At 68.0% G+C, this 25,881-nt stretch carries 25 protein-coding genes; 15 read left to right on the forward strand and 10 right to left on the reverse strand.

The genetic code is table 11. The annotated features are described in order from the left end of the window. Positions 1 to 48 precede the first annotated feature (48 nt). The 4 genes from mca to PWF70_RS07605 are packed head-to-tail and all read left to right on the forward strand — an operon-like array spanning position 49 to position 3,819. On the forward strand, positions 49 to 945 hold the full coding sequence (gene mca / locus PWF70_RS07590) for a mycothiol conjugate amidase Mca (protein ID WP_006357702.1): 897 nt from the start codon (positions 49 to 51) through the stop codon (positions 943 to 945). Beyond that, positions 945 to 1,265 carry a hypothetical protein gene (locus PWF70_RS07595; RefSeq protein ID WP_006357703.1) on the forward strand — a complete coding sequence of 107 codons (321 nt, stop codon included), beginning with the start codon at positions 945 to 947 and terminating at the stop codon, positions 1,263 to 1,265. Before mca ends, PWF70_RS07595 begins: the two co-directional genes overlap by 1 nt. Positions 1,266 to 1,278: 13 nt before the next feature. Then, positions 1,279 to 3,267, forward strand: a complete 1,989-nt coding sequence (locus tag PWF70_RS07600; protein ID WP_006357704.1) for a thioredoxin domain-containing protein — start codon at positions 1,279 to 1,281, stop codon at positions 3,265 to 3,267. Between the two features lie 51 nt (positions 3,268 to 3,318). After that, positions 3,319 to 3,819, forward strand: coding sequence for a TspO/MBR family protein (locus PWF70_RS07605; protein ID WP_006357705.1), 501 nt, complete (start codon positions 3,319 to 3,321; stop codon positions 3,817 to 3,819). On the opposite strand, the gene rocD is transcribed toward PWF70_RS07605, so the two are convergent. Next, positions 3,811 to 5,058, reverse strand: coding sequence for an ornithine--oxo-acid transaminase (rocD, locus tag PWF70_RS07610; protein WP_042375967.1), 1,248 nt, complete (start codon positions 5,056 to 5,058; stop codon positions 3,811 to 3,813). The genes PWF70_RS07605 and rocD overlap by 9 nt on opposite strands. Beyond that, complete coding sequence (locus PWF70_RS07615; RefSeq protein ID WP_006357707.1) at positions 5,028 to 5,429, reverse strand: hypothetical protein; 402 nt, start codon at positions 5,427 to 5,429, stop codon at positions 5,028 to 5,030. Before PWF70_RS07615 ends, rocD begins: the two co-directional genes overlap by 31 nt. Positions 5,430 to 5,684: 255 nt before the next feature. Between PWF70_RS07615 and PWF70_RS07620 the strand changes: the two genes are divergently transcribed. Further along, positions 5,685 to 6,131, forward strand: a complete 447-nt coding sequence (locus PWF70_RS07620) for an Lrp/AsnC family transcriptional regulator (RefSeq protein WP_006357708.1) — start codon at positions 5,685 to 5,687, stop codon at positions 6,129 to 6,131. A gap of 231 nt (positions 6,132 to 6,362) precedes the next feature. After that, complete coding sequence (locus tag PWF70_RS07625) at positions 6,363 to 7,448, forward strand: 3-deoxy-7-phosphoheptulonate synthase (RefSeq protein ID WP_006357709.1); 1,086 nt, start codon at positions 6,363 to 6,365, stop codon at positions 7,446 to 7,448. Between the two features lie 36 nt (positions 7,449 to 7,484). Here the strand turns inward: PWF70_RS07625 and PWF70_RS07630 are convergent, their stop codons facing one another. Together PWF70_RS07630 and trhA are read right to left on the reverse strand one after the other, a co-directional pair. Further along, on the reverse strand, positions 7,485 to 9,119 hold the full coding sequence (locus PWF70_RS07630) for an alkaline phosphatase D family protein (RefSeq protein WP_035750507.1): 1,635 nt from the start codon (positions 9,117 to 9,119) through the stop codon (positions 7,485 to 7,487). 336 nt (positions 9,120 to 9,455) lie between these two features. Further along, positions 9,456 to 10,130: a PAQR family membrane homeostasis protein TrhA gene (gene trhA, locus PWF70_RS07635; protein WP_006357711.1), complete on the reverse strand. Its 675-nt coding sequence runs from the start codon at positions 10,128 to 10,130 to the stop codon at positions 9,456 to 9,458. A gap of 114 nt (positions 10,131 to 10,244) precedes the next feature. Between trhA and PWF70_RS07640 the strand changes: the two genes are divergently transcribed. Beyond that, complete coding sequence (locus PWF70_RS07640; protein ID WP_006357712.1) at positions 10,245 to 11,027, forward strand: isoprenyl transferase; 783 nt, start codon at positions 10,245 to 10,247, stop codon at positions 11,025 to 11,027. Here PWF70_RS07640 and pdxR read toward each other — a convergent pair. Continuing rightward, on the reverse strand, positions 10,986 to 12,488 hold the full coding sequence (pdxR, locus tag PWF70_RS07645) for a MocR-like pyridoxine biosynthesis transcription factor PdxR (protein WP_006357713.1): 1,503 nt from the start codon (positions 12,486 to 12,488) through the stop codon (positions 10,986 to 10,988). The two genes, PWF70_RS07640 and pdxR, sit on opposite strands and share 42 nt — an antisense overlap. A 97-nt stretch (positions 12,489 to 12,585) precedes the next feature. On the opposite strand from pdxR, the gene PWF70_RS07650 reads away from it, so the two are divergent. Both PWF70_RS07650 and PWF70_RS07655 read left to right on the forward strand, forming a co-directional pair. Next, complete coding sequence (locus PWF70_RS07650; RefSeq protein ID WP_006357714.1) at positions 12,586 to 13,380, forward strand: SDR family oxidoreductase; 795 nt, start codon at positions 12,586 to 12,588, stop codon at positions 13,378 to 13,380. Further along, entirely contained in the window at positions 13,377 to 13,865 is a 489-nt protein-coding gene (locus tag PWF70_RS07655; RefSeq protein WP_006357715.1) for a carboxymuconolactone decarboxylase family protein, read from the forward strand. The genes PWF70_RS07650 and PWF70_RS07655 overlap by 4 nt, the downstream gene beginning before the upstream one ends. A 90-nt stretch (positions 13,866 to 13,955) precedes the next feature. Here the strand turns inward: PWF70_RS07655 and PWF70_RS07660 are convergent, their stop codons facing one another. Then, positions 13,956 to 15,119, reverse strand: coding sequence for an acyl-CoA dehydrogenase family protein (locus tag PWF70_RS07660; protein WP_006357716.1), 1,164 nt, complete (start codon positions 15,117 to 15,119; stop codon positions 13,956 to 13,958). A gap of 71 nt (positions 15,120 to 15,190) precedes the next feature. Here PWF70_RS07660 and PWF70_RS07665 point away from each other — a divergent pair, with 71 nt between their 5' ends. Then, positions 15,191 to 15,763: a TetR/AcrR family transcriptional regulator gene (locus PWF70_RS07665; RefSeq protein ID WP_006357717.1), complete on the forward strand. Its 573-nt coding sequence runs from the start codon at positions 15,191 to 15,193 to the stop codon at positions 15,761 to 15,763. Positions 15,764 to 15,783: 20 nt separating this feature from the next. On the opposite strand, the gene coaA is transcribed toward PWF70_RS07665, so the two are convergent. Continuing rightward, entirely contained in the window at positions 15,784 to 16,725 is a 942-nt protein-coding gene (gene coaA / locus PWF70_RS07670; protein ID WP_006357718.1) for a type I pantothenate kinase, read from the reverse strand. A gap of 126 nt (positions 16,726 to 16,851) precedes the next feature. On the opposite strand from coaA, the gene PWF70_RS07675 reads away from it, so the two are divergent. The 5 genes from PWF70_RS07675 to PWF70_RS07695 all read left to right on the forward strand — a co-directional run bounded on the left by PWF70_RS07675 (position 16,852) and on the right by PWF70_RS07695 (position 23,599). Beyond that, a complete protein-coding gene (locus PWF70_RS07675; protein ID WP_006357719.1) occupies positions 16,852 to 18,072 on the forward strand; it encodes a hypothetical protein in 1,221 nt (406 codons plus the stop codon). A gap of 33 nt (positions 18,073 to 18,105) precedes the next feature. Further along, on the forward strand, positions 18,106 to 19,413 hold the full coding sequence (glyA, locus tag PWF70_RS07680) for a serine hydroxymethyltransferase (RefSeq protein ID WP_035750511.1): 1,308 nt from the start codon (positions 18,106 to 18,108) through the stop codon (positions 19,411 to 19,413). Positions 19,414 to 19,481: 68 nt separating this feature from the next. Beyond that, positions 19,482 to 20,354: an acyl-ACP desaturase gene (locus tag PWF70_RS07685; RefSeq protein ID WP_006357720.1), complete on the forward strand. Its 873-nt coding sequence runs from the start codon at positions 19,482 to 19,484 to the stop codon at positions 20,352 to 20,354. Between the two features lie 349 nt (positions 20,355 to 20,703). Continuing rightward, on the forward strand, positions 20,704 to 22,011 hold the full coding sequence (phoH2, locus tag PWF70_RS07690) for an RNA 5'-3' helicase PhoH2 (protein WP_006357721.1): 1,308 nt from the start codon (positions 20,704 to 20,706) through the stop codon (positions 22,009 to 22,011). 631 nt (positions 22,012 to 22,642) lie between these two features. Further along, on the forward strand, positions 22,643 to 23,599 hold the full coding sequence (locus PWF70_RS07695) for a L,D-transpeptidase family protein (RefSeq protein ID WP_035750513.1): 957 nt from the start codon (positions 22,643 to 22,645) through the stop codon (positions 23,597 to 23,599). On the opposite strand, the gene PWF70_RS07700 is transcribed toward PWF70_RS07695, so the two are convergent. The 3 genes from PWF70_RS07700 to PWF70_RS07710 form a co-directional block, all read right to left on the reverse strand. After that, complete coding sequence (locus PWF70_RS07700) at positions 23,586 to 23,792, reverse strand: hypothetical protein (RefSeq protein ID WP_035750516.1); 207 nt, start codon at positions 23,790 to 23,792, stop codon at positions 23,586 to 23,588. The two genes, PWF70_RS07695 and PWF70_RS07700, sit on opposite strands and share 14 nt — an antisense overlap. A gap of 145 nt (positions 23,793 to 23,937) precedes the next feature. Continuing rightward, positions 23,938 to 24,813, reverse strand: coding sequence for a universal stress protein (locus PWF70_RS07705; protein ID WP_035750519.1), 876 nt, complete (start codon positions 24,811 to 24,813; stop codon positions 23,938 to 23,940). 183 nt (positions 24,814 to 24,996) lie between these two features. Then, positions 24,997 to 25,644, reverse strand: coding sequence for a response regulator (locus tag PWF70_RS07710; RefSeq protein ID WP_006357724.1), 648 nt, complete (start codon positions 25,642 to 25,644; stop codon positions 24,997 to 24,999). Between the last annotated feature and the right edge of the window lie 237 nt (positions 25,645 to 25,881).

Raw genomic sequence — 25,881 nt, forward strand, 5'->3', positions numbered from 1 at the left:
GCGTCAATACCTACCATGGGAGCAGTAGCGATCCGAAGGTGAGGAACTGTGACCGAATCCCACGCCGACGACCCGCAGCCGGGTGTGTTCCGTCTGATGGCGGTCCACGCGCACCCCGACGATGAGTCGAGCAAGGGTGCGGCCACGACCGCCAAGTATGCGGCCGAAGGCAACGAGGTGCTCGTCGTCACCCTGACAGGTGGCGAGCGCGGCGACATCCTGAACCCGGCGATGGACCGTCCCGGCATCAAAGAACGTATGACCGAGGTCCGCCGCGAGGAGATGGCCCGGGCCGCCGAGGCTCTCGGCGTGAAGCAGACCTGGCTTGGCTTCGTCGACTCCGGACTCCCCGAAGGGGACCCGCTGCCGCCGCTGCCGGAGGGCTCGTTCGCGACAGTCCCGCTGGAGGAGGCCACCGAGTCCCTCGTCCGACTGGTCCGTGAGTTCCGCCCGCACGTGATGATCACCTACGACGAGCACGGCGGATACCCGCATCCGGATCACATCCGGTGCCACGAGGTGTCGGTCGCGGCCTACGACCAGTCCGGCGACCCCGACGCGTTCCCGGGAACCGGTGAGCCGTGGATGGTGTCGAAGCTCTACTACACACACGGTTTCATCCGCGACCGGATGGTGCTCTTCTCCGACGAGTTCGAGTGCCACGGCCAGGAGAGCCCGTTCACCGAGTGGCTCAGCAAGTGGGACCCGAGCCGAGGTGACCTGATGGGTCGGGTGACCACCCAGATCGAGTGCGCCAAGTACTTCCCACAGCGTGACGACGCACTGCGCGCGCATGCGACGCAGATCGATCCCAACGGCATGTTCTTCGCCGTACCGTTGGAATGGCAGCAGCGACTGTGGCCGACCGAGGAGTTCGAGCTGGCCAAGACCCGCGTGAAGACCGCCCTCCCCGAAACCGATCTGTTCACCGGAATCGAGACGTGATGAACATCGACATCGTCAACACCGTGATGGTCGTCGCGGCCGAGGAGCCGCAGGGACCGGAATTCGGCAAGTCGTCCCCGCTCGGGCTCCTGGTGATCCTGTTGCTGCTGGTCGGGACCGCGTTCCTGATCTGGTCGATGAGTCGTCAGCTCAAGAAACTGCCGGAGTCCTTCGACACCGAGCACCCCGAGGCGGATCAGGCCTTCGACGAGGGCACCGACCCATCGGGGCCGATCGCTGCCACCGACGACGCTGCACCCGGAAGCCAGGACGCGACGAGCACGACCGGGACCGATGAGCGACGCCCGGCGGACACCTGACGGTTCGTCGAACATGCTGGGCTCGGCGACGAGCCCATATCTCCGGCAGCACGCCGACAATCCGGTCCACTGGCAGGAGTGGTCCGACGCCGCGTTGAACCTGGCACGCGAACGCGACGTGCCAGTGCTGCTGTCGGTCGGCTACGCGGCCTGTCACTGGTGTCACGTGATGGCGCACGAGTCCTTCGAGGACGACGCGACCGCGGCCCAGATGAACCGCGACTTCGTCTGCATCAAGGTCGATCGGGAGGAACGTCCCGACATCGACGCCATCTACATGAGCGCCACCGTCGCGATGACCGGGCAGGGTGGTTGGCCCATGACCTGCTTCCTCACCCCGGACGGCGACCCGTTCTACACCGGCACCTACTACCCGCCGCGGCCGCGCGGGCAGATCCCCTCCTTCCGTCAGGTGCTGACCGCGGTCACCGAGGCGTGGACGCAGCGTCGCGCCGACCTCGACGACACCGCCGCGAAGGTGCGCGAGCACATCGTGGTGAACACCTCCCCGTTGCCGGCGGGCACCGTCGCCGTCGACGACCGACTGCTCGCGCACGGCGTCCGCACCGTGCTCGACGACGAGGATCGTGAATTCGGCGGATTCGGCGGCGCACCCAAATTCCCGCCCTCGGCGCTCCTCGAAGCGCTGATCCGGCACACCGAACGCACCGGCGACACCGCTGCGATCGAGACCGCCGCCCGAACCATGGACGCGATGGGCCGGGGCGGCATCTACGACCAGCTCGCCGGTGGTTTCGCCCGGTACTCGGTCGACGCCGGCTGGGTGGTACCCCACTTCGAGAAGATGCTCTACGACAACGCGCAACTGCTGCGGGCCTACGCACATCTGGCACGGCGGACCGGAGATCCGTTGGCACGCCGCGTCGTCGAGGAGACGGTCACGTTCCTCCGGCGGGACCTGCGGGTGCCGGGCGGATTCGCCTCGTCTCTCGACGCCGATGCCGACGGCGTGGAGGGGTCCACCTACGTGTGGACGCCGGACGAACTCGCCGAGGTCCTCGGACCGGAGACCGGACGCTGGGCCGCCGAGCTGTTCGTCGTGACCGAGCGGGGCACCTTCGAACACGGTCGCTCGACGCTGCAGCTCCCGACCGACCCGGACGACCGCGAGCGCTTCGCTGCCGTGTGTGCCGCGCTCCTCGAGGCGCGGGGTAGGCGTGTCCAGCCCACCCGCGACGACAAGGTCGTCACCGCGTGGAATGCCATGACGAGCACCGCACTCGCCGAGGCCGGTGCCGGGCTGGGTGACACCGGCTACGTCGACGAGGGAGTTCGTTGCGCCGACGAGTTGCTGAGCAACCACCTGGTCGGTGGGCGGCTCCGTCGTTCCTCGCTCGGCGGACACGTGGGCGAGACCGACGGCGGGCTCGACGACCACGCGACGCTGAGCACGGCTCTGCTGACGCTGTTCCAGGTCACCGGTGAAACCCGGTTTTTGGGAGCGGGAGCGGGAGTGCTCGACACCGCGATCGAACTGTTCGCGGATCAGGAGGCGCCCGGCGCCTGGTTCGACGCCACCGGTGAAGGGCTCATCGCCCGGCCCCGTGATCCGATCGACGGTGCCACCCCGGCGGGGGCGTCGCTCATGGCCGAGGCGCTGCTCACCGCATCCATGCTCGCCGACCCGGCCAAGGCGGTCGGTTATGCAGAACTGCTGGAGCACAGTCTGTCCCGCGCATCGGTGATCGTCGCCAAGCTGCCGCGATCGGCCGGGCACTGGATGTCGGTGATGTCGGCGCGGGTCGCCGGGCCGGTGCAGATAGCCGTGGCAGAAGGGTCGGCGTCGAACCATGCGCTGACCCGGGCGGCGTGGTCGCACGTCCCCGGCGGAGCGGTCGTCGTTGCCGGCGAACAGGATTCACACCCGCTGCTCGTCGCGCGGGGCCCGATCGACGGACGCGACGCCGCCTACGTGTGCCGGGGAACGGTCTGCGGGCTGCCGGTCACGGACGAGGAATCGCTCGTCGCGCAGCTGGGGTGAGGCCGGCAGACCACGCAGGTGTCGGATCCGTCCGGACGGGTATTGATGAGTATGCGCATCTCCACTCTGATCGGGACCTCGCTCGCCACCGCCGCAGCCGGTGCCATCGGCAGCGTGGTGACCAAACCCGCTGTCGAGACCTGGTATCCGCGGCTGAAGAAGCCGTCGTTCGTGCCGCCGACCTGGGTGTTCCCGGTGGCCTGGACCGCCCTCTATGCCGACATCGCGGTCACCTCCGCCACCGCGATCGACGGTTTGGGCGAGTCGCCGGCCCGAGAAGAGAAGCAGGCGTACCTCGCCGCGCTCGGTGCCAATCTCGCTCTCAACGGGGCGTGGAGCTGGATCTACTTCGGCAGAGGGGCGCTGGGTACCGCGTCGGTGGCCGCCGCGGCCCTCACGGTCAGCAGCGCCGACCTGGCCCGGCGTACCGCGGCCGTGAATCCGCCGGCCGGGGCCGCGCTCGCCGCCTACCCGGCGTGGTGCGCCTTCGCCACGGTCCTGTCGACGTCGACCTGGTGGCTCAACCGCGACCGTGAGCGCGTATCACACTGACCGGGATCGCAGCTCGTCCAGCGATTCGGCGAATCGTTCGATCGCCCAGTCGATCTCCTGAACGGTGATGACGAGGGGAGGCGCGAGCCGAAGCGTCGATCCATGGGTGTCCTTGGCCAGGACGCCGTGCTCGGCGAGGCGGAGGCAGAAGTCCTTGCCGGTGCCGAGCACCGGATCGAGATCGATACCAGCCCAGAGTCCCAGACCGCGGGTCGCGACGATGCCGCGGCCGACGAACTCCCTCAGCCGCGTGTGTAAGTGGTCGCCGAGGTCGGTGGCGCGTTCCTGCCAGGTGCCGTCGGCGAGCATGTCGACGACGGTGTGGCCGATCGCCGCGGCGAGGGGGTTCCCGCCGAAGGTCGAGCCGTGCTGTCCGGGGTGGAGGACGCCGAGGACATCGCGGTTCGCCACCACCGCGCTGACCGGTACGATCCCGCCACCGAGCGCCTTGCCGAGCAGGTAGACATCGGGTACGACGCCCCAGTGTTCGACGGCGAAGGTACGTCCCGTGCGACCCAGGCCCGATTGGATCTCGTCGGCGATCAGCAGGACGTCGTTGTCGGTACACAGAGCACGTACCCGCGGGAGGTAGTCATCGGGCGGGACGATGATCCCGGCCTCGCCCTGGATGGGTTCGAGCAGGATGCCGACGGTCGTCTCGTCGATCGCGGCAGCGATCGCCTCGACGTCGCCGTACGGGACACGGACGAAACCCGGTGTGTACGGACCGAATCCGGCGCGAGCATCAGGGTCGTCGCTGAACGAGATGATCGTCGTGGTGCGGCCGTGGAAATTACCGCCGGCGACGACGACCGTCGCGCGGCCGTCGGGGACGCCCTTGACGTCGTAACCCCACTTTCGGGCGACCTTGATCGCAGACTCGACGGCCTCGGCGCCGGTGTTCATCGGCAGCACCATCTCCTTGCCGCACAGTTCCGCGAGTGCGGCGCAGAACGGTTCGAGACGATCCGAACGGAACGCACGACTGGTGAGGGTGACCCGTTCGATCTGTTCGAGTGCCGCGGCGACGATCCGCGGATGGCGATGTCCGAAGTTGACCGCCGAGTACGCGCCCAGACAGTCGAGGTGGCGCTTGCCGTCGACGTCGGTGATCCACACACCCTCGGCGGTCGCAGCGGTGACCGGGATCGGGGAGTAGTTGTGTGCCACATGCGGTTCGGCGTCGGTCGTGGAACCTGCAGAAGATGTCACACCGTGGGGGATGAGCGTGTCGGACATGAGCGTATCTCCTGGAGTTCCAATGTGCAGCACTTGACCCTGCCGCCGCCCTTGAGCAACTCGGAGAGATCGACGGTCACCGGCCGGAACCCGGCCTCGCGCAGCTCTGCCTCGAGATGCGGTGCGCGATCGGTCATCACGACGTCGAGTCCGTCGGAGACCAGGTTGAGGCCGAGCACGGCCGCGTCGGCGTCGGTGGCGATGATGGCGTCGGGGAACAGCTCGTCGCGCAGTCGGCGTGAGCGTGCGGAGAATGCGGCGGGGTGGTAGGCGATCGTGCGGTCGTCGAGGACGCCCAGCGCGGTGTCGAGGTGGTAGAACCGCGGGTCGACAAGTTCGAGGGTTCGTACACCGATCGCAGGGTGTGCCATTGGGCGAGGGCCCGGTCGGTGTCCACCGGAACCGAGGTGTCCATCCAGGGATTGATCGCATAGGACACCGTGAAGTGCACGGGCGGGGTCATCGCGTAGGTCCTTGGCCGCGCCTGGCGTACCGGGGGCGCGGCGATACCCGGGCTCGTCAGCGTCATGAATCGAGCGTATCGTCGGCAATCTATGCAAACAATCGCCGTGGATTGCGTATGAGTGCAACAAAACGTCACAGCACTAGAGGGGAGTGGTCATCCATTGCGTACGCTCGACGATCTGGATGAGAAGGTGATCGCCTGCCTCACCCGTGACGCCCGCGCGACCTATGCCCAGATCGGTGACGAGGTCGGGCTCTCCGCCCCCGCGGTCAAGCGTCGGGTCGACCGTCTACTCGACGACGGGGTGATCCGGGGATTCACCGCCATCGTCGATCCGCACGCGATGCAGTGGACGACCGAGGCCTATGTGCAGGTGTACTGCCGCGGCAACATCTCGCCGGACGAGCTCAAGGCGTCGTGGGAACCGATCCCGGAGGTGGTCAGCGCGGCGACCATCTCGGGTCAGGCCGACGCCATCCTGCGGGTGCGGGCCCGCGACGTGCGCCACCTCGAGCAGGCACTCGAACGCATCCGTGCCGCCGGTCCGGTGGACAAGTCCGAGTCGATCATCGTCCTCAGTGAACTGATAGACCGCGGTCACCCGTAGACCGCGTTGTGTTAGTGTTGTCGCCGTGATCAGCACCGTGCGCGCATATTGGCGCTTTATCGAGGCTCCGGGTGGGGCCACGATGAAGCGCTGACCAAGCGCGCGCACGTAACACCCGGAGCCCGAGCAGCGACCCTACGGTCGCTGCTCTTGTCGTTTTGAGCGGGGCTCCACCACTAGGCGTGCCCCGGTTGGACCACCGACAGGGCATGACCTCGAAAGGCACACACCGTGACCACTCTCCCGGATTCCACGCGTACGGCAGACAAGGCCGAATCGACCTCTGATCGTCGGATCAAGTCCTTCCGTCCGATCCCGTCTCCCGACACCGTCCGCGCCGAACTGCCCCTGACCGCGCGTCGTGCGCTCGCCGTTGCCCGCGACCGTGACGAGATCGCCGACATCCTCGCCGGCCGCGACGACCGTCTTCTCGTGATCGCCGGACCGTGCTCGGTGCACGATCCGATCGCCGCGATCGACTACGCACGGCGTCTGGCGCCGCTGGCCGAGGCCTACGCCGATCGTCTGAAGATCGTCATGCGGGTCTACTTCGAGAAGCCGCGCACCACGGTCGGGTGGAAGGGTCTGATCAACGACCCCGGCATGGACAACACCTTCGACGTCGAGCGCGGTCTGCGGACCGCCCGGTCGTTGCTGCTCGACATCATCGACCTCGGACTGCCCGTCGGCTGTGAGTTCCTCGAACCGACCAGCCCGCAGTACATCGCCGACGCCGTCGCGTGGGGCGCCATCGGCGCCCGCACCACCGAGTCGCAGGTGCACCGCCAGCTCGCGTCGGGCCTGTCGATGCCGATCGGCTTCAAGAACGGCACCGACGGAAACGTCCAGGTCGCCATCGACGGTGTGAAAGCCGCTGCGGCTGAACATGTCTTCTTCGGAGTCGACGACTTCGGCAACGGCGCGGTCGTCGAGACCGCGGGCAACGAGGACTGCCACATCATCCTGCGTGGCGGCACCCGCGGACCCAACTTCGACGCCGAGTCGATCGCGTCTGCGGCTGCGGCCCTGGACAAGGCCGGTCTGCCCGCACGCGTGATGATCGACTGCTCGCACGCCAACTCCGGTAAGGACCACATCCGCCAGGCGGAGGTCGCGACCGAGATCGCGGCGATCCTGCGTGCCACTCGCGAGGCCGGCGAGGCGTCGAACATCAGCGGCGTCATGCTGGAGAGCTTCCTCGAGCCCGGCGCGCAGTCGACCGACGCCACCCCGCTGGTCTACGGCAAGTCCGTCACCGACAAGTGCATGGGCTGGGAGGCCAGCGCCACCGTCCTCGACGCGCTCGCGCGCGCCTGACCCTTCGATACGCCCCTCCGCAAGCTCCGGGGCTACTCAGGGAGCGGATTGGCCTACGTCGACTTCGGGAGAGGCGTCGGGAATCGTGACGACGGCGCGTCGTCGCAATGAGCCGCGTGGTGACCGCACCGATGGCGCCACGCGGAACTCGGCCTCCCAGCGGTCGCGGTACACGCGATTGAGCAGGTAGCCGCGCTGGGAGTTGCCGAACCGCACGTGCGGCGAGGCGGCCTTCAATGCGCGGTCGCCGTCGTCGCTGTCCTCGCCGTCGCCGCCGGAGGTGATCGACGTCGTGGCGAGTTCGATTCCGCGGGTGGGGGAGTCGTCGACGTAGTCGGCCCGTAGGTCGGCGACGACACTCCGGTGGATGTCGCCGGCGAGGGAGACGAGGTTGTGTACGCCGCGGCGTGCCGCCCCGTCTAGGACGCGTCGTCGCGATGCCTCGTAGCCGCTCCACCCGTCCATGCTGACCGCCCGCGACCCGCCGCGCGCGAGGTCGGCCATCGGGACCTGCTGGGCGAGGACATCCCATCGGGCGTTACTCGACGCCAGGCCGTCGAGTAGCCAGCGTTCCTGCGCGTCACCGAGGATCGTCCGGGACGGATCCGCGGTGCGGGCGTTCTGCGGGGAGTCGTTGTCCCCGTTGGCCTGATCGTCGCGGTGGCTGCGGGTGTCGAGGACGTTGATCTCCGCGAGGTCGCCGAAGGCGAGACGCCGATGAGCGCGGATGACGGTGCCGTCGGGTCGTGCGGTGGTCCGCACCGGGGTGTTCTCCCACCATGCCCGCAATGCACTGGCGCGCCGGAGAGCGAACTGCGACATGGTGGTCTCATCCTCGGGAATCGTTGCGGCCCAGTTGTTGTCGACCTCATGGTCGTCGAAGGAGATCACGAACGGCGACATCGCGTGGGCCTGTTGCAGGTCAGGGTCGGACTTGTAGAGCGCGTACCGCTCCCGATAGTCGTCGAGGCCGACTGCCTCGTGGGTCGCCGATGCCGGCCGGGTCGCGCCGCGGCGGGCGTCGAGCGGGATCGGCTTCTCGTAGATGTAGTCGCCGAGGTGCAGCACCAGATCCGGTGCGTGCGCCGCCATGTCGGCGAAAGCGTGGTAGTAGCCGTCAGCCCAGTTCTGGCACGACGCCACGGCGATCGACAGCGCACCCGGCCGGGCGGTCGGGGCCGGCGCGGTGCGGGTCCGGCCGATCGGCGAGATCTCGCCGAGTGCCCGGAAGCGGTAGAAGTGGTCGGCGGCCGGGGCGAGTCCGCGCACATCGACGTGGATGCTGTGGCCCCATTCCGGCGTCGCGTGGGCGGTCCCCCGGCGCACGACACGCGTCATCGATGCGTTTGTCGCGATCTCCCAGTCGACGCGGACCGGACGTGAACCCATCCCTCCTCCTGGGGCGAATGGGTTGCGCGCCAGTCGCGTCCACAACACGATGCCGTCCGGCAGGGGATCGCCGGAGGCGACGCCGAGCGCGAACAATGATCCGGACGACCCCGGGGTGGGGGTCGCAGGTGGGGTGGCGCCGAGAAGCCCGGGGGTGAACGCGAGTCCCGTCACCAGTCCTGTTGCGGTGAGGAATCGTCGACGGGTGGCGCCGCTACGAAGAGTGAGGTCGGGGTCCACCCGTAGTGCGGCACCGGACGGACCACGATCAGTTCTCGTCACGGCCCCACCCGATCACCCACGGCTGACCTCCACGGCACCGGCAGGAATCGGGCACATGATGTTCGGGTGAAGAAGGGTTTGTGTGCGCGGCACAGGCGGCGGTGGGTACCTGGTCCCTCAGGGGGACGACGGTCGGCCCTACCGCCGGGCGCCGATCCGGGGTGGGATTACGAAGGGGGGCCGCGGGGTTGGGGTCGCGGAGTGGTGGAGGGAGGCGAACCGAGATGATGGACCAGATGATGCAGATGTGTCACCACATGACGATGTGGATGCACGGTATGGGCATGATGCCGCCGATGCACATGTGAACCCTCGGTGCGGGTCGGCGAGCGGATACTACCCCGCGACGACCAGCCAGGCGGCGGCGTAGTGGAGTAGTGCGGCGACCGCGGTGCAGAGGTGGAAGACCTCGTGGTGACCGAAGGTTCGCGGCCACGGGTTGGGCCAGCGCACCGCGTACAGGACTCCGCCGACGCTGTAGAGGACGCCGCCGAGGGCCAGCAGGATCATGATCAGGTAGCCGGTCTGTTCGACCAGCGCCGGGGCGACCACGACGATGACCCAGCCGAGCAGGATATAGAGCGTGACGCCCAGCCAGCGCGGGGCGCCCGGCCAGAGGATCTTCAGCAGCGAGCCGCCGAGCGCACCCGCCCACACGATGCCGAGCACCCACCAGCTCACCGGCGACGGCAGGCCGAGGGCGCAGAACGGTGTGTAAGTGCCGGCGATGAAGAGAAAGATCATCGCGTGGTCGGCTCGCTTCATCCGGATGCGGGCACGCGCCGTCTTCCACGGGATGCGGTGATAGGTGGCGCTGACGGTGAAGAGTCCGACGACGGTGATCGCATAGATCCCACACGTCAGCGCGGCGACGGCGCCGTCGAGGATCGCGGCCCCGATGACCAGCGCGAGACCGGCGACCGCTGCCACATAGGCGGAGTAGTGGTGGATCACGCCGCGCAGGCGTGGTCGATCGGCCACGTCCGGGGGCGGGCTCGACAGTGTGTTCACAAACCTACGGTACCGTAAGTTACTCGACTGTAGGGAGGCTCGCGGAGGTCGGCGGGGTCATTCTGCTCGCATCGCGGCGCGTAAGGTGTCCCACGTGACACGAGGCCGCGAAGGATGAAGCTGCTGCCGGATCGGGTGCGCCGTCCAGCTCTCACCATCTACGAACGTCGACTCATCCAACTCCTCGACACCCAGCGCCTACCGCGGCATGTCGCGATCATCTGCGACGGCAATCGTCGCTGGGCGCGCGAGGCGGGATTCGACGACGTCAGTCACGGACACCGCGTGGGTGCCCAGCGCATCGCCGACATGCTCGGCTGGTGCGCGGGCCTGGGCATCGAGGCCGTCACCATCTATCTCCTCTCCACCGAGAACCTGAACCGCTCGTCGGACGAGCTCGACGCTCTGCTCGAGATCGTGCCCGACATCGTCGACGAGATCTCCTCGCCCGACGGCGACTGGTGCATCCGCATCGTCGGCACCCTCGACGCCCTGCCCGAGGCCGTCGCCGGGCGCCTGCGGGTCGCGGCCGAGCGCACCAGCGAACGAGACGGCATGAACGTCAACGTCGCCGTCGGGTACGGCGGACGGCAGGAGATCGTCGACGCGGTGCGGGCGTTGCTCGACGAGAAGCGTGCCGCCGGCGCCACTGCCGAGGAGATGATCGAGGCGGTCACCGTCGAGGCGATCGACGCCAACCTCTACACCAAGGGGCAGCCCGATCCCGACCTCGTGATCCGGACCTCCGGAGAACAGCGGCTGTCGGGATTCTTGCTGTGGCAGAGCGCCTACTCGGAGATCTGGTTCACCGACGCGTACTGGCCGGAGTTCCGCCGGGTCGACTTCCTGCGCGCGCTACGGGACTACTCGGCGCGCAGCAGGCGATTCGGCAAGTAGGTCGCGAAGGGCCTGCAGGTCGGCGGTGAAGGTCGACGCCGCAGGCGTACCGAACCCGACGACCAGACCGCCGTGCGGCAGGGGGTCGGCGTCCGGGTGACGGAACAGCGACAGTCCGACGAGCCCGATCCCTCGCCTGAACGCTTCGTGAACGAGTGCACCCTCGTCCGCGTGGTCGACGGGTATGACGGCATGCAGTCCGGCGGCGATGCCGGGTAGACCCAGACCGCACGCGGTGACGGCCTCGACGAGTGCGTCGCGGCGCTGTCGATACACCTGCCGGCTGCGGCGGATGTGTCGGTCGTACGCGCCGGAGTCGATCAGGTCGGCGAGGATCAGCTGGTCGACGATGCTCGCGTCGCCTTCTCGTACTCCCTTGGCGTTCATCACGACATCCATCAGATGAGGTGGCAGTGCGAGCCACCCGGCGCGCACGGCGGGGGAGAGGCTCTTGGACATCGAACCGGCGTGGATCACCACATCCGGGCCGAGTGCCTGCAGTGCACCGACCGGGTCGCGGTCGTAGCGGAACTCGCCGTCGTAGTCGTCCTCGACGATGACCGCGCCGGTGCGCCGAGCCCACTCGATCACCTGCATGCGTCGCGCCGGGGACAGTGGGACCCCGGTCGGGAACTGGTGGCTCGGGGACAGCAGGACCGCCGCGGCGCCACTGCGTTCGAGGTCGTCGATCACCATCCCCTCGTCGTCGACGGCGATCGGGACCACTCTGGTGCCGCCCCGTACGACTGCCTGCCAATGGAAGGGCAGGCCGTGACCCTCGACGGCGAGGACGTCGCCGAAGACAGTGCGTGACAACAGTTCCAATGCGGACTGGACCGCGGTGCCGAGCACGATCAGGTCGGCGGTGGTCCGGACGCCGCGCGTCCGGCTCAGGTACCCGCTGAGGGCGCGACGCAGTTCGGCCCGGCCCTGAGGGTGGGTCGGTGCAAACACCTCGTCCCCGGCACCGGTGAGAACCCGACGGGTTGCGCGAATCCAGTCGGTTCGCGGGAACATTCCCGCGCATGGTTGTCCGAGCGAGAAGTCGTGCGGGAAGCGGAAAGGCGAAGGCGTCGAGGGGCGTTCATCGGCTTTCCGGTTGCTCGCGGTCTCGGGATGTGCCGCGCCGTCGGCCACGCGTGTGGCGGAACCCTGGCGGGCGGTCAGCCAACCCTCCGCGATCAACTCCTGATACACGGCCGACACCGTGCCGCGGGCGAGGCCGAGGTCGGCGGCCAGCGAACGGTACGGCGGCAGTGCGGTTCCGGCGGGCAGGCGGCCGTCAAGGATGGCCGATCGCAGGGCCTCCGTGAGCGTTCGGCGCAGCGTCGCGCCGCGACCGCGTGCGCTGGCCCCCGGGTCCGGTTGCAGGTCGAGAAACAGATCGGCGCCGAGGCGCGCAGCCACCTCCGCCCACGGGTCGGTGGCGGTCGCGCTCGGATTGACCCTGTTTTCTTCCATCGGATTGGACCACTTTCTTGTGCTAATCCCGCACTAGCCTAAGTCCTGAAACCGAAGAACAGACAAGAGGCCGACGATGTCGGTGAGGAGGGGCGAGATGAAGATCGTGGTGATCGGGGCAAGCGGGGTACTGGGGAGCCGGGTGGCGGACCTGCTCGCCGAGCGCGGCAACGAGGTGGTGCGGGCGAACCGAGGCGCCGGGGTCGACGCCTACACCGGGGAGGGGCTGGCCCGGGCGATGTCCGGTGCCGATGTCGTGGTCGACTGCCTCAGTGTCGAGACGCTGAGCGCGAAGAAGGCCGTCGACTTCTTCCGGACGACGGCGCGCAACATCGGGCGAGCGGCGACCGCAGCCGCGGTCGGGCACGTCGTCTGCGTCTCGATCGTCAACGCGGACGATCCGACGGTGAACGCGAAATTCGGTTACTACCAGGGCAAGGCGGCTCAGGAAGCCGCCTACCGCGATGTCGTCGACCCGGCGACGCTGACCATCCTGGCGTCGGTGCAGTGGTTCGAACTCGCCGAACAGATGATGGGACGAATGGCTGTCGGTCCCGTCGCGATCGTGCCGAAGATGCGGTGTCGCCCCGCGGCCGCCGAGGACGTGGCGAAGGTGGTCGCGGACACCGCCACGGCGGGTCCGGTGACCGCCGACGCCGGCGGTGTTCGCAAGATCGAGGTCGCCGGGCCCGCCGAGATGAACCTCGTCGACGTGGCGAAAGCCGTTGCGGCGCAGCGAGGATCGCCGCGCTGGATCATCGGGGCGGCCGTAGGCGGATCGGCGATCCGAGGCGGGGGACTCGTGCCCGCGAATCCGGACGTGATCACCCCGACCACGCTCGAACAATGGCTCGCCCAGCGTTCCGGCGCGCACGCGGGTAGTGCGAGATGAGCGTGCGCCCGCGCCCGTCGACACGCATGTGGATCCCGCAGGACAATCCCGCCGTCTACAAGGCGCTCGTCGCGCTGCAGCGGGCGTCGTCGGCGGGTGTCGACGTCGAGATCGGCGAGCTGATCTCGATGCGGGTGTCGCAGCTGAACGGTTGTGCGTACTGCCTGCACATGCATGCCGGGGACGCGCTGGCCGCACAGATCGACCCGCACAAGCTGCTGATGCTCGCCACGTGGCGTGAGGCGGGGTCGCTGTTCTCGTCACGGGAGCGGGCGGTCCTCGCGCTCGCGGAACAACTCACGCGACTCGGCGAGGGTGGTGTCGACGACGCGGTGTTCGACGATGTACGAACATGTTTCGACGCGGCCACCACCGGCCAGCTGGTCGCGGCGATCGTGATGATCAACGCCTGGAACCGGATCGCCGTTGCCGGTGGGTACCCCGCGGGCCTGGACGAACGGCGTGTGTCGCAGGCCGCCGGCTGACCGCTGGTTGTCGCCGGCGGGTGTCCGCGGCGCTCCTCTCACCTCATCCGGCAGTGGGCTCATCATCCTGCGCTACGCGCATCAGCCGCGTTACACCATTGCGAACGGCGAGATCTCCATGCCGATCTCGAGAGAAGCGGCGATCTCCCGGATCTCGTCGTAATCGAAGACGACGTGGCCGGACAGGACGTCGACGTCTCGGCGCGCACGCTGCATCGGGTGGTCGAGGAAATGCACGCTTGCGCCCGATGCCTCGAGCAGGGTGCCGATCACCGCTCTCGATTCGTTCACGATCCGGGCCGCGGCGAGACGCGCCTGCGCACGCGTGCGGATGTCGACCGTCCCTCCGGCAGCGAGGATTTCGTCGATGGTCGCCGTGGTCTGCGCAAGCAGGCCCCGAAGAGCCTGTAGCCGGATTCGCGCGTCGCCCAGGCGAATCCGCGCTGCTGGCTTGTCCTTCTGCTTGACCATCTGGTAGGCGAGGACCCGTTCGGAGAGTCGTGCGGCGTACAGGTCGGCGACCCGCTCGGCCGTGCCCAGGGCGGGCATCGCGGCAAGCAGGGCGAGAGCGGGGACCATCGGCCAGCGATACGAGTAGTTGTCGTGCAGGGTCGCGCCAGGTGTCCTGCCCGCGTAGAGATCTCGAACTCGGACGGTGCGGTGCGCCGGTACGAAGGCGTTCTCGACGACCACGTCGTTGGACCCGGTCGCCCGCATGCCGTCGGTGTGCCAGACGTCCTCCACCCGCGCGTCGTCGATCGGCAGGAGCGCGAGGACGGCGTCGGGTCGGTCGCCGGTGACGATGGCACCCACCATCACCCAGTTGGCCTCCATGATGCCGGTCGCCCAGGACCAGCGCCCGGACACGGAGAAACCGCCATCCCGCGGCTCCGCGGTGCCGGTCGGTGCCAGAGGTGCCGGTGCGAGGTACGGGCGGTCGGCGAACGCCTCCTCCTGCGCCGCCTCGCTGAACAGTGCGGTGATCCAGCCGTGCAACGTATAGAAGCCCAGCGTCCAGGCGCTCGACGTGCAGCCGTGGGCCAGCCGCCGGACATGGTCGAGGATCTCGGGGAAGGGTGCCTCGAGTCCGCCGAACCTACTGGGGATCAACAGATCCAAGAGGCCGGAGTCGGTCGCGTCGCGGATGGTCTCGGCGGGCAGTTGCCGAAGTTCCTCCGCCCGGCCCGCGCGCTCGGCCAGGGAGGCGATGAATTCGTCGGTGATCAGCACCGTGCCGGATGTCGGGGTGTCCACGGATCGGAACGTAACATACAAAAAAGTATGGGGTGTCTGGTTCGGGCCAGAACCGCGGTTAGGGTGAGGGAATGGGGCGAGCGCAGGAGGGTGGCGGCGGCCACCTGTCGGCCGACGACTGGATCGAGCTCGGGTACGCGATCCTGGCCGAGGACGGATTCAAGCAGATCAAGATCGACACCGTCTGCAAACGCATGGGAGTCACCAAGGGCAGTTTCTACTGGCACTTCAAGGACATCGCGGCCTATCGTTCGGCGCTGGTCGCACGGTGGGGCGAGTGGAACGACGAGGAACACCAGAACTTCGCGGCCCTGGCCGACCTACCGCCGCGCGACCGCCTGCTGGGCTTGATCGCCCAACTGACGAGCCCGAGGCACTGGATGATCGAACGGGCGATGCGGGAATGGGCACGCTCGGATCCGAATGCCGAGGCGAGTATCCGGACGTCCGATCGTCGTGCGCGAGAAGCGGTGCGCCGGTGTCTCCTCGACCATGGAATGGATCCGAAGACCGCGTCGGTCCGGTCCAACTGGATCTTCGCGATGGGCATCGGGGCGCTGCACCTGTCCTACTCCGAGGAGGACCGCGCGTCCGCCGGACGCCACAGCGCGGAACTGGTGGACCTGATGCTCACACCGACATGATGGTCACGTCGGCCTGATGCTCACAGTTTGCGCAGGCGTACCCGGTTGATGGCGTGGTCGACGTCCTTGCGGAGCACCAGCGAGGCCCGCGGGCGGGTGGGCAGGATGTTCTCGATGAGGTTCGGCCGGTTGATCGAGGTCCACAGGTCCCGCGCCGCGGCCGTGGCCTGCTCGTCGGTGAGCGAGGCGTAGGCGTGGAAGTGGGAGTCCGGGTTGGCGAACGACGTGGTCCGCATCTGCAGGAACCGGGAGATGTACCACTCCTCGATGTCCTCGATCTTGGCGTCGACGTAGATCGAGAAGTCGAAGAGATCCGACACCATCAGCGTCGGGCCGGTCTGCAGGACGTTCAATCCCTCGAGGATGAGGATGTCGGGTTGCCGCACATAGTGATAGACGCTCGGCACGATGTCGTAGGCGAGGTGCGAGTAGACCGGCGCGGCCACCTCGCGCGCACCCGACTTCACCTCGGTCACGAACCGGAGCAGCGCACGCCGGTCATACGACTCGGGAAAACCCTTGCGATGCAAGATCCCTCGACGCTGCATCTCCGCCGTCGGCAACAGGAAGCCGTCGGTGGTGATCAGGTCGACCTTCGGATGCGACTCCCACCGGGCGAGCAACGCCGCGAGCACGCGAGCCGTCGTCGACTTGCCGACTGCGACACTGCCGGCGATACCGATGACGAACGGGACCTGCCGGTTGACCTGACGCTCGCCGAGGAAGGTCGAGGTGGCCGCAAAGAGTCGTTGGCGCGCAGCGACTTGCAGATGGATCAGACGCGAGAGGGGCAGGTAGACGTCGGCGACCTCCTCGAGGTCGATCTGCTCACCGAGACCCACGAGTTCGGCGAGCTCGTCCTCGTTCAGCACGAGGGGCATCGACTCACGCAGTTCGCGCCACTGCCGGCGGTCGAGTTCCAGGTACAGACTGGGGTCCCGATCACTGGCATTGCGAGCCATCAGCGCAGCTCCGGGGTCATGGTGAGCGCGGCTGCCCGGGTCGTCATGCGTAACAGCTTAGGGCCCACCTCTCGCCGCGACGCGGTGGGTCCGCGCGGTGCGTCCGCTCGCGGTAACGTGCCCGGTATGCCGGCCGATCACGCGACCCCCGACCTCGTCACCGACTACCTGCGGCTGGGGTTGGCGTTCGATCGGCTCGAAGAAGGTTTCGTCGACGCGTTCACCGGCGACCCGGCACTGCGCGCCGAGATCGCCAACGGACCCGCACCCGACCCGGCGCACCTGGCCGCACAGGCGCGGGCCCTGCGCGCCGACCTCCCCGGTGATCTCCCCGCGGACCGGGCGGAGTTCATCGGGTCCCACCTGCGGGCGCTCGAGTGCTCGGCCCGCAAGTTCGCCGGCGACGACATCTCCTTCGTCGACGAGGTCAACGCCTACTTCGACGTCGACATCGCCCTCGCCGACCCCGACCGCTACCGGCAGGCCCACACCGAACTCGCCGACGCACTCGGTATCGCCGATGCCAGCGGCGAGGATCTCCGCGACGCCTACGCCGCTCATCGTCGGGCCGACGAGATCCCCGCCGACAAGGTCGACGAATGCGTCCGGGCGTTCAGTGGTGCCCTTCGCGAACGTGTCCGCGCGCAGTATCCGTTGCCGGACAACGAGATCGTCGACTTCGAGGTCGTCACCGACAAGCCGTGGTCGGGGTTCAACTACTACCTCGGCGACTACTGGTCGCGGGTCGCGATCAACGCCGATCTGACGCAGTACATGTCGTCGCTCCCACACCTGATCGCCCACGAGGCCTACCCCGGCCACCACACCGAGCACTGCCGCAAGGAACAACTGCTCGTGGGCGCCGGGCAGCACGAGCAGTCGATCTTCCTCGTCAACACCCCGCAATGCCTGATGGCCGAAGGGCTCGCGGACCATGCCCTGACCGCCATCATGGGCAAGGAGTGGGGCGGCTGGGCGCAGGAGATCTACGCCGACCTCGGCCTGCGCTTCGACGCCGACCGGGCGACGCGGGTGGGACGGGCGACCTCCGGGCTCCTCACCGTCCGTCAGGACGCGGCCCTGATGCTGCACGACCAGCACGCCGACGCCGACACCGTCGCCGACTTCCTCCAGACGTGGTTGCTCGCACCGCCCGAGCGTGCCCGGCAGATGCTGCGCTTCCTCACCTCGCCGCTGTGGCGGGCGTACATCAGCACCTACGTCGAGGGTTACCGACTGCTCGAGAGTTGGCTCGACGCCGCGGACGACCGTGCCGCGGCCTTCGGACGGCTGCTCGACGAACCGCTCATCCCGGCGAGCCTGCGCCGTGAGCTGGTAGCGGGTTAGGGGATCGCGGCGCAGGTCCCTAGACTTGTCGCCATGACCGCGAACTCGTCATCCGTGAACTCGATGTCCCTGGCGGAGCTCGACCCCGACGTCGCCGCCGCCATGAACGGCGAACTCAGCCGTCAGCGGGACACTCTCGAGATGATCGCCTCGGAGAACTTCGTGCCGCGCGCGGTGCTGCAGGCGCAAGGCAGCGTGCTCACCAACAAGTACGCCGAGGGTTACCCGGGACGTCGTTACTACGGCGGCTGCGAGTACGTCGACGTGGTCGAGGACATTGCCCGCAATCGCGCCAAGGAACTGTTCGGCGCCGACTTCGCCAACGTCCAGCCGCATTCGGGCGCGCAGGCCAACGCGGCCGTGTTGCAGGCGCTGATGGAGCCGGGGGAGACCATGCTCGGTCTCGATCTCGCCCACGGCGGTCACCTCACGCACGGCATGCGCCTGAACTTCTCCGGCAAGCTCTACGAGAACGCCTTCTACGGCGTGAGCAAGGAAGACTTCCGGATCGACATGGACGAGGTGCGCAAGATCGCCCTCGACGTGAAGCCGAAGGTCATCGTCGCCGGCTGGTCGGCCTACCCGCGGACCCTCGACTTCGAGGCGTTCCGCTCGATCGCCGACGAGGTGGGCGCACACCTGTGGGTCGACATGGCGCACTTCGCCGGGCTCGTCGCCGCGGGCCTGCACCCGTCGCCGGTGCCGCATGCCGACGTCGTCAGCTCGACCGTGCACAAGACCCTCGGCGGACCCCGCTCCGGCATCATCCTCGCCAAGCAGGAGTGGGCCAAGAAGCTCAACTCGGCCGTGTTCCCCGGCCAGCAGGGCGGACCGCTCATGCACGCGATCGCCGGCAAGGCCGTCGCGCTCAAGATCGCCGGTACCGAGGAGTTCGCCGAGCGGCAGCGCCGCACCCTGTCGGGCGCGAGCATCCTCGCCGAACGCCTCAACGGTGAGGACGTCGCCAAAGCCGGCGTCTCGGTCCTGACCGGCGGCACCGACGTCCACCTCGTGCTCGTCGACCTGCGCAACAGCGACCTCGACGGCCAGCAGGCCGAGGATCTGCTCCACCAGGTCGGGATCACGGTCAACCGGAACGCGGTGCCGTTCGACCCGCGTCCGCCGATGGTCACCTCGGGTCTGCGCATCGGCACCCCCGCGCTGGCCACCCGTGGCTTCGGCGACGAGGAGTTCACCGAGGTCGCCGACATCATCGCGACGGCGCTCGCCGCAGGTTCGTCGGCGGACGTCTCGGCCCTGCGTGGCCGGGTCTCCAAGCTCGCCCTCGACTTCCCGCTGTACGAGGGACTCGAGGAGTGGGGACTGATGAGCCGCATCTGAGCCGTGGCCGACCGCTCGGATGTGACCTGAATTGCCCCGCGCCGAGCGGCGTCCGTATCCTTGCAGCGATGAACGCACTCACTGAAGACGACCTGATCATCGCGCTCGAGAAGGCTCTTCCCGAGATCGCGGAAGACCACCAGTCGGCCGCCACTCCGTGGAACCCGCACGACTGGGTGCCGTGGGACGAGGGACGCAACTTCGCCTTCCTCGGCGGCGACGACTACGACCCGTCGCAGGCGACACTGTCGGACGAGGCGCGTGCCGGGCTGCTGGCTCTGCTCCTCACCAAGGACAACCTGCCGTCGTACCACCGCGTGCTGGCGAAGCACTTCCCGGCCTTCTCCGAGTGGCGTCAGCTGATCGGTGTCTGGACCGCGGAGGACAACCGGCACTCGATCGTCCTGCGCGACTACCTCGTCGTGCGCCGCGCGATCGATCCGGTGGATGCCGAGAACCGGCGACTCGTCCACGTCACCAAGGGTTACCGGCAGACCCCCGAGCAGGTCGACCCGCTCGGACCGCTCGATGTGCTCGCACTGATGGCGGTGCACGAGAACCAGTGCGTCAGCTTCATCAAGCGACTCAGCGCGATCGCCGCCGACGACGTCCTGGAGCAGATCCTCACCAAGATCGCCGCCGACGACCAGCAGCAGGCCAACACCTTCGGTGCGTTCCTCAACGCCGGCATCATCGCCGATCAGGACGCCACCGTCATCGCGATCGACTCGGCCCTGGCGCTGGGTCGGGCCGAGGCGATCGGCCACGACATCGATGATTTCGATGCGGAGCGGGCGCTCCTGGCCGACTACGAGAACGAGGACACGTGGCGCGAGATCGCCGCGACCCTCGCCGATGCGGTCAAGCTCGACTCCATCGAGGGTCTGGGCGACGAGGCCGAGGCGGCGCGTCAGCGCATCCTCTCCCGCGCCCGCGGCTAGACACCGGGACACTTTCCCTACACGCGCGCACGGCGCCATCAGGACGACAAATGTCCTGGTGGCGCCGTTTGCGTCCCTGGGTCAGACGATACTGCGGTTAACGCGAAATTCACGCCGACACACCTGACTCCGGCGCGCCGCCGGCGAGGTCTGCGCGTACGTTGACGGTACGGACCGCGGGGAAGCGGTTCGTCCGGGAGGTTCGATTCGTGTATTGCACCAGCAGCGCGAGGGGACCGGCCCCGGTCCTCGTCCACCTCGGCTGACGCCGAGGGCAACGGACTTCGACCCGGCCGGTCAACGGCGAGAACAGGTTTGTGCGGGCGCCGCACGAACGTAGGAGCTCCACGTGACCACACGCACCTACGTCCTCGATACTTCCGTGCTGCTGTCCGACCCCTGGGCGGTCATGCGCTTCGCGGAGCACTCAGTGGTGTTGCCACTGGTGGTCATCAGCGAACTCGAGGGCAAACGCCACCACCACGAGCTCGGCTGGTTCGCACGTGAGGCGTTGCGCATGCTCGACGACCTGCGGCTCGCGCACGGTCGGCTCGACCTACCGATCGAGATCGGCGAGGAGGGCGGCACCCTCCAGGTGGAGCTCAACCACACCGATCCGGCCGTCCTGCCGGCCGGTTTCCGCACCGACAGCAACGATTCCCGGATTCTGGCCTGTGCCCTCAACCTTCGTGCCGAGGGCAAGGACGTGACCCTGGTGTCCAAGGACACCCCGCTGCGTGTGAAGGCCGGCGCGGTCGGTCTGGCCGCCGACGAGTACCACGCGCAGGACGTCGTCGTCTCCGGCTGGTCGGGGATGACCGAACTCGACGTCGAGACCTCGGCGATCGACGCACTGTTCGCCGACGGCGCCATCGACCTGGACGAGGCGAGGGAGTTGCCCTGTCACACCGGCATTCGTCTGCTCAGTCCGTCGTCGAGCGCCCTCGGACGCGTCAACGCGGAGAAGCGTGTGCAACTGGTGCGGGGAGATCGTGAGGCCTTTGGCCTGCACGGCCGTTCCGCGGAGCAGCGGGTCGCCCTGGACCTGCTGCTCGACGACAGCGTCGGCATCGTCTCGCTCGGCGGCAAGGCGGGCACCGGCAAGTCGGCGCTGGCGCTGTGTGCGGGCCTCGAGGCGGTTCTCGAACGACGGACCCAGCGCAAGGTGGTCGTCTTCCGGCCGCTGTACGCGGTCGGCGGCCAGCAGCTCGGTTACCTCCCCGGAGGTGAGGCCGAGAAGATGGGCCCGTGGGCGCAGGCGGTGTTCGACACCCTCGAGGGGCTCGCCTCACCGGAGGTCATCGAGGAGGTGTTGAGCCGCGGGATGCTGGAGGTGTTGCCGCTGACGCACATCCGCGGCCGGTCGTTGCACGACTCGTTCGTGATCGTCGACGAGGCGCAGTCGCTGGAACGTAACGTCCTGCTGACGGTGCTGTCGCGCCTGGGCTCGGGTTCGCGTGTGGTGCTGACCCACGATGTCGCTCAGCGCGACAACCTCCGCGTCGGCCGGCACGACGGCGTCGCCGCGGTCATCGAGAAGCTGAAGGGGCATCCGCTCTTCGCGCACATCACGCTCACCCGCAGCGAGCGGTCGCCGATCGCGGCGTTGGTGACGGAGATGTTGGAGGAGTTCGGGCCTTCCGCGCCGGGAGCGTAGCGAGCGGGCGGGGTGTGTCCGCGCCGGGAGCGTAGCGAGCGGGCGGGGTGTGTCCGCGCCGGGAGCGTAGCGAGTGTTCAGAGGAGGAAGGCCGCGACGATTCGCTGAGGGGAGTGAATCGTCGCGGCCTTCCGTCACGGTGGCCCACTGCTGAGTCTGCTGCTCTCGCAACGGATTTCTCGGTGGTGGGCCGGTCTCAGGGGTCGGGTCAGGCGGCGGTGCCGCCGAGGTCGCTGAGCGCGTTGAGCAGGTCGACGAGTGCGGTGAGGACTTCGATGTTCTCGAGGGAACCCATTTCTCTCCTTTGTCGGTGACTTTCCGTTCGGCGAGGTCGCTGCTCGATCAACGCCGTTACCGACGCTAACGATTATGTTTCGTTTCCGCAAAGAAAAGGTCGGTGAATTCTGCGTGCCCGCAACGCGTCAACGCATTTTCGGGCCGTTGTCCTGCGCGTCGAACAATGGATCATTTCCGATTTTCCTTCGACAATCGACGGGTGATCCGGCGGTCGCGGACAGTCGGGCGGGTCGGAGCGCTTGATCCGATCCTCACTGCACCGTGACCATCACGTGACTTACGGGGTCTTGCGCGCTGTCACACTGTTGTGGTGCTGAAGTTACTGATGAGGCGAATGAGACTGCTGGGACTATTGGTGATTGCGGTGCTGGCCGCGTGCGCTGGTGGTGCGGGTCAGGCCCTCGCCGATCCGGAGACGACGACACCGATCACGCCACCGACCACCCCGGGCAGCCCGTCGCTGCCGGGAATGGGGGAGGGCCTCGGCATCCCACTGCTCGACGAGGTGCTCAACCAACTGTCGGGCGACAACGGTTCCGCGGATGCGCCCGGCGGCGTCGGGGGCGCCGGGGGCCCGACCGGTCAGATGATCGTCGTGACCGCGCCCAAGGCGTCGGACACCACCGCCACGCTCACGGCCTTCGAGAAGGGGAACGACGGCAGTTGGAAGCCGGTCCCCGGTCTCGGCCCGACCAAGGCATTCCTCGGCTCCCTGGGGATGGGCGAGCCGCAGGACAACGTGCCCCGCACCCCGGAGGGAACGTTCCCGCTCGACCAGGCCTTCGGTCGCCAGGAGAATCCGGGCACCAAGATGCCTTACCTCAAGGTCGATACGCAGGACTGGTGGGATTCCGATCCCAAGTCGCCGACCTACAACACCCACGTGCGTCAGCCCCAGAGTCCCGGTGGTGACAGCGAGAACCTGTACAACTCGGGTCCCGTCTACGACTACGCGGTCAACATCGCGCACAATCCGCAGCGCACGCCCGGCAAGGCGACGGCGATGTTCCTGCATGTGACCAACGACCAGCCGACGCTGGGCTGCGTCGCCATCGAGCGCGAGCTGATGAAGAAGATCCTCGTCTGGCTCGACCCCGCGAAGAGCCCGAAGATCACGATCGGCGTCAATCAGGGTGCGCCGACCGGCGAGGCGCCCGGAGCAACCCCTCAGACAACTCCGGGTGCCACGCCGTCGACTCCCGACGTGCCGGCCGCCGACATGCTGACCGGACTGCTCTCGCAGCTGGTCGGTGCGGTTCCCGCCCTGTTCGGGCAGTTCACGGGTCGCTGATCTCGGAGCGAGCGTGCCGGCAGGCGGGGCAGAAGGTCTCCTCGACCCCGATGTGCCAGCCGTTGACCCTGGCCCACTGATCCCGATCGGGCTCGGCGAGTGGTCGTCGTAGGACGAAGCTGCGCCCGCAGCTGTCGCAGTTCCGGTCGGCCGAACCCTCGGTTTCGGCGAACAGCGGAGATATGACTGTCATGGCGGTGGACCTCTGGTGCTCGCTGTGTCGAATCGGTCCCGTCGGTTCGTCGGCGGACTCGGACGAGCGACCACCTCAGTGTCACCGGGTGTGACGTAGATCTCATAGGGCCGAATGGCACATGGTTCGGCGGACCGAGTGCAGGTCAGCGGTCGCGGGGTACCACCATCACCGGGCCTCGGGCCGAACGCAGGACCGAGAGGCTCGTCGAGCCCAGTCTCATGGCCGCGAAACCGCCGCGACCGCGCGCGCCCACGACGAGCAGTTGCGCAGCCTGGGCGTGGTCGAGCAAGGCGCGGGCAGGGCGGTCCCTGGTCACGGCACAGCGGACGGTGACCTGCGGATATCGGCGGCGCACCTCGTCGAGTTCGGCGTCGAGCCAGGCGTCGGCGCGGCTGCGGCGGCTCGGCCACTCGGACATCGTGCACGGCACGGACATGTCGGCGACATCGGTGTCGCACCAGGCGTGGACGACGGTGACCGGGACGCCGCGCAGGTCGGCCGCGGCGAACGCGGCGTCGACGGCGACTCGACCGCCCGGGGAGCCGTCGGTGCCGACCGCGATGCTCGCCTGGGACCAGTTCGACGTGGAGTCCCGGACGACCGTCAGCGGACATCTGCAGTGCTCGGCGAGTGCGGTGGTGATCGTGCCGAGGGCCACGCGGTGACCGGCCATGTGCCCGCGGTTGCCGACTACGAGCAGTCGGGCTCGATCCGATGCCTCGAGCAGGGCGGTGACCGGCGGGGAGTCGACGACCTGGGTCGTGATCTTCAGCGGGTCGGTTGAGTCGCTCGAGTCCTCGGCGACGCGGCGTGCCTCCGCCAGGGCGCGTTCGCATCGGGCTCGTAGCGGTTCGAGGACGTACGGATCGTCCGCCGAGAGATTCGCCGACGCGATCATCTCGATCTCCGACCGATGGAGGGCGGCGTCGCGCGCGGCCCAGCGGGCGGCGGCGCGGGCGGTGGCAGACCCGTCGACGCCGACGACGACAGGTCCGTCGGTGAATCTGGATGCGGTCACACGGCAGTCCCCCTGGAGGTCCACGCATCGGGTGCCGGGGTGCCGGCATCGCCCGTGTAATCCAGTAGATGCCCCGGCGAGGGGTGAGTCACCGGGTAAAGAGTCCCGTTGGATGGGGACCAATGACACGTGTCGTGCTCTAACCCGCGGGATATGGTACGCGAATCACTCGCGAGCCTCGACTCAGTGCGCGTGACCCCGTCGCGCCGCTTTGGTGGCGTACACCGCCGCCTGCGTACGGCGCTCCATGCCGAGTTTGCCCAGCAGCCGGGACACGTAGTTCTTCACGGTCTTCTCCGCGAGATGCATCCGGGCGGCGATCTGCCGATTGGTCAGGCCCTCGCCGAGGAGGGCGAGCAGGGTGCTCTCCTGCTCGCTCAATCCGTCGCCGGGCTTTTCCTCTTTCTCGCGTTGGGTGCGCAACCGGTCCATCAGGGCTGCGGCCGCGCGGTTGTCGAGCAACGACCGTCCGGCGCCGACATCGGTGATGGCGCGGGCGAGTTCCATGCCGGTGATGTCCTTGATGACGTACCCGCTGGCGCCGGCGAGGATCGCGTCCATCATGGCCTCGTCGTCGGTCATCGAGGTCAGGATCAGGCAGCGCAACCCGTCGACTCGGCTGAGCAAGTCGCGGCACAGTTCGATCCCGTTGCCGTCGGGTAGGCGGACGTCGAGGACCGCGACGTCCGGTTGCACGGTCGGTATGCGGGCGAGGGCCTGCGCGCAGGTCGCGGCCTCGCCGACGACCCGGACGTTGTCATCGTGGTCCAGGAGTTCGACGAGACCCCGCCGGACGATCTCGTGGTCATCGACGAGGAAAACCGAGAACATCGGCCACACCTCCCTCCGGCGCAGGTGCCGTGAGACGAATTGTAGGTCGACCCCCGACGTGTTTCACCCGGATTGCCCGGACTGGCGGATTTCCACCTATACCCGAAATGTCCGATTCAACGAGGAAAACGAGGTCACGGAAATCCGAATTGCTTTGCGGGGAGGATGATTCGAGGGCTTTCAGACTATCTGGCGAGAATTGGTCAACCCAATACTCAACGAAGCGGAGGGTATATC

The sequence above is a fragment of the Gordonia sp. Swx-4 genome (assembly GCF_030316175.1).
In the GTDB taxonomy this organism is placed as follows: Bacteria; Actinomycetota; Actinomycetes; order Mycobacteriales; family Mycobacteriaceae; genus Gordonia; species Gordonia alkanivorans.

What these genes read in the sequence shown, in the direction of transcription:
- PWF70_RS07595 (WP_006357703.1), top strand. Translation starts at nt 945, where the DNA reads ATGAACATCGACATCGTCAACACCGTGATGGTCGTCGCGGCCGAGGAG.
- PWF70_RS07600 (WP_006357704.1), top strand. Translation starts at nt 1,279, where the DNA reads ATGCTGGGCTCGGCGACGAGCCCATATCTCCGGCAGCACGCCGACAAT.
- PWF70_RS07605 (WP_006357705.1), top strand. Translation starts at nt 3,319, where the DNA reads ATGCGCATCTCCACTCTGATCGGGACCTCGCTCGCCACCGCCGCAGCC.
- rocD (WP_042375967.1), bottom strand. Translation starts at nt 5,058, where the DNA reads ATGTCCGACACGCTCATCCCCCACGGTGTGACATCTTCTGCAGGTTCC.
- PWF70_RS07615 (WP_006357707.1), bottom strand. Translation starts at nt 5,429, where the DNA reads ATGGCACACCCTGCGATCGGTGTACGAACCCTCGAACTTGTCGACCCG.
- PWF70_RS07640 (WP_006357712.1), top strand. Translation starts at nt 10,245, where the DNA reads ATGAAGCTGCTGCCGGATCGGGTGCGCCGTCCAGCTCTCACCATCTAC.
- pdxR (WP_006357713.1), bottom strand. Translation starts at nt 12,488, where the DNA reads ATGGAAGAAAACAGGGTCAATCCGAGCGCGACCGCCACCGACCCGTGG.
- PWF70_RS07650 (WP_006357714.1), top strand. Translation starts at nt 12,586, where the DNA reads ATGAAGATCGTGGTGATCGGGGCAAGCGGGGTACTGGGGAGCCGGGTG.
- PWF70_RS07655 (WP_006357715.1), top strand. Translation starts at nt 13,377, where the DNA reads ATGAGCGTGCGCCCGCGCCCGTCGACACGCATGTGGATCCCGCAGGAC.
- PWF70_RS07665 (WP_006357717.1), top strand. Translation starts at nt 15,191, where the DNA reads ATGGGGCGAGCGCAGGAGGGTGGCGGCGGCCACCTGTCGGCCGACGAC.
- coaA (WP_006357718.1), bottom strand. Translation starts at nt 16,725, where the DNA reads ATGGCTCGCAATGCCAGTGATCGGGACCCCAGTCTGTACCTGGAACTC.
- PWF70_RS07675 (WP_006357719.1), top strand. Translation starts at nt 16,852, where the DNA reads ATGCCGGCCGATCACGCGACCCCCGACCTCGTCACCGACTACCTGCGG.
- glyA (WP_035750511.1), top strand. Translation starts at nt 18,106, where the DNA reads ATGACCGCGAACTCGTCATCCGTGAACTCGATGTCCCTGGCGGAGCTC.
- PWF70_RS07685 (WP_006357720.1), top strand. Translation starts at nt 19,482, where the DNA reads ATGAACGCACTCACTGAAGACGACCTGATCATCGCGCTCGAGAAGGCT.
- PWF70_RS07695 (WP_035750513.1), top strand. Translation starts at nt 22,643, where the DNA reads ATGAGACTGCTGGGACTATTGGTGATTGCGGTGCTGGCCGCGTGCGCT.
- PWF70_RS07700 (WP_035750516.1), bottom strand. Translation starts at nt 23,792, where the DNA reads ATGACAGTCATATCTCCGCTGTTCGCCGAAACCGAGGGTTCGGCCGAC.
- PWF70_RS07710 (WP_006357724.1), bottom strand. Translation starts at nt 25,644, where the DNA reads ATGTTCTCGGTTTTCCTCGTCGATGACCACGAGATCGTCCGGCGGGGT.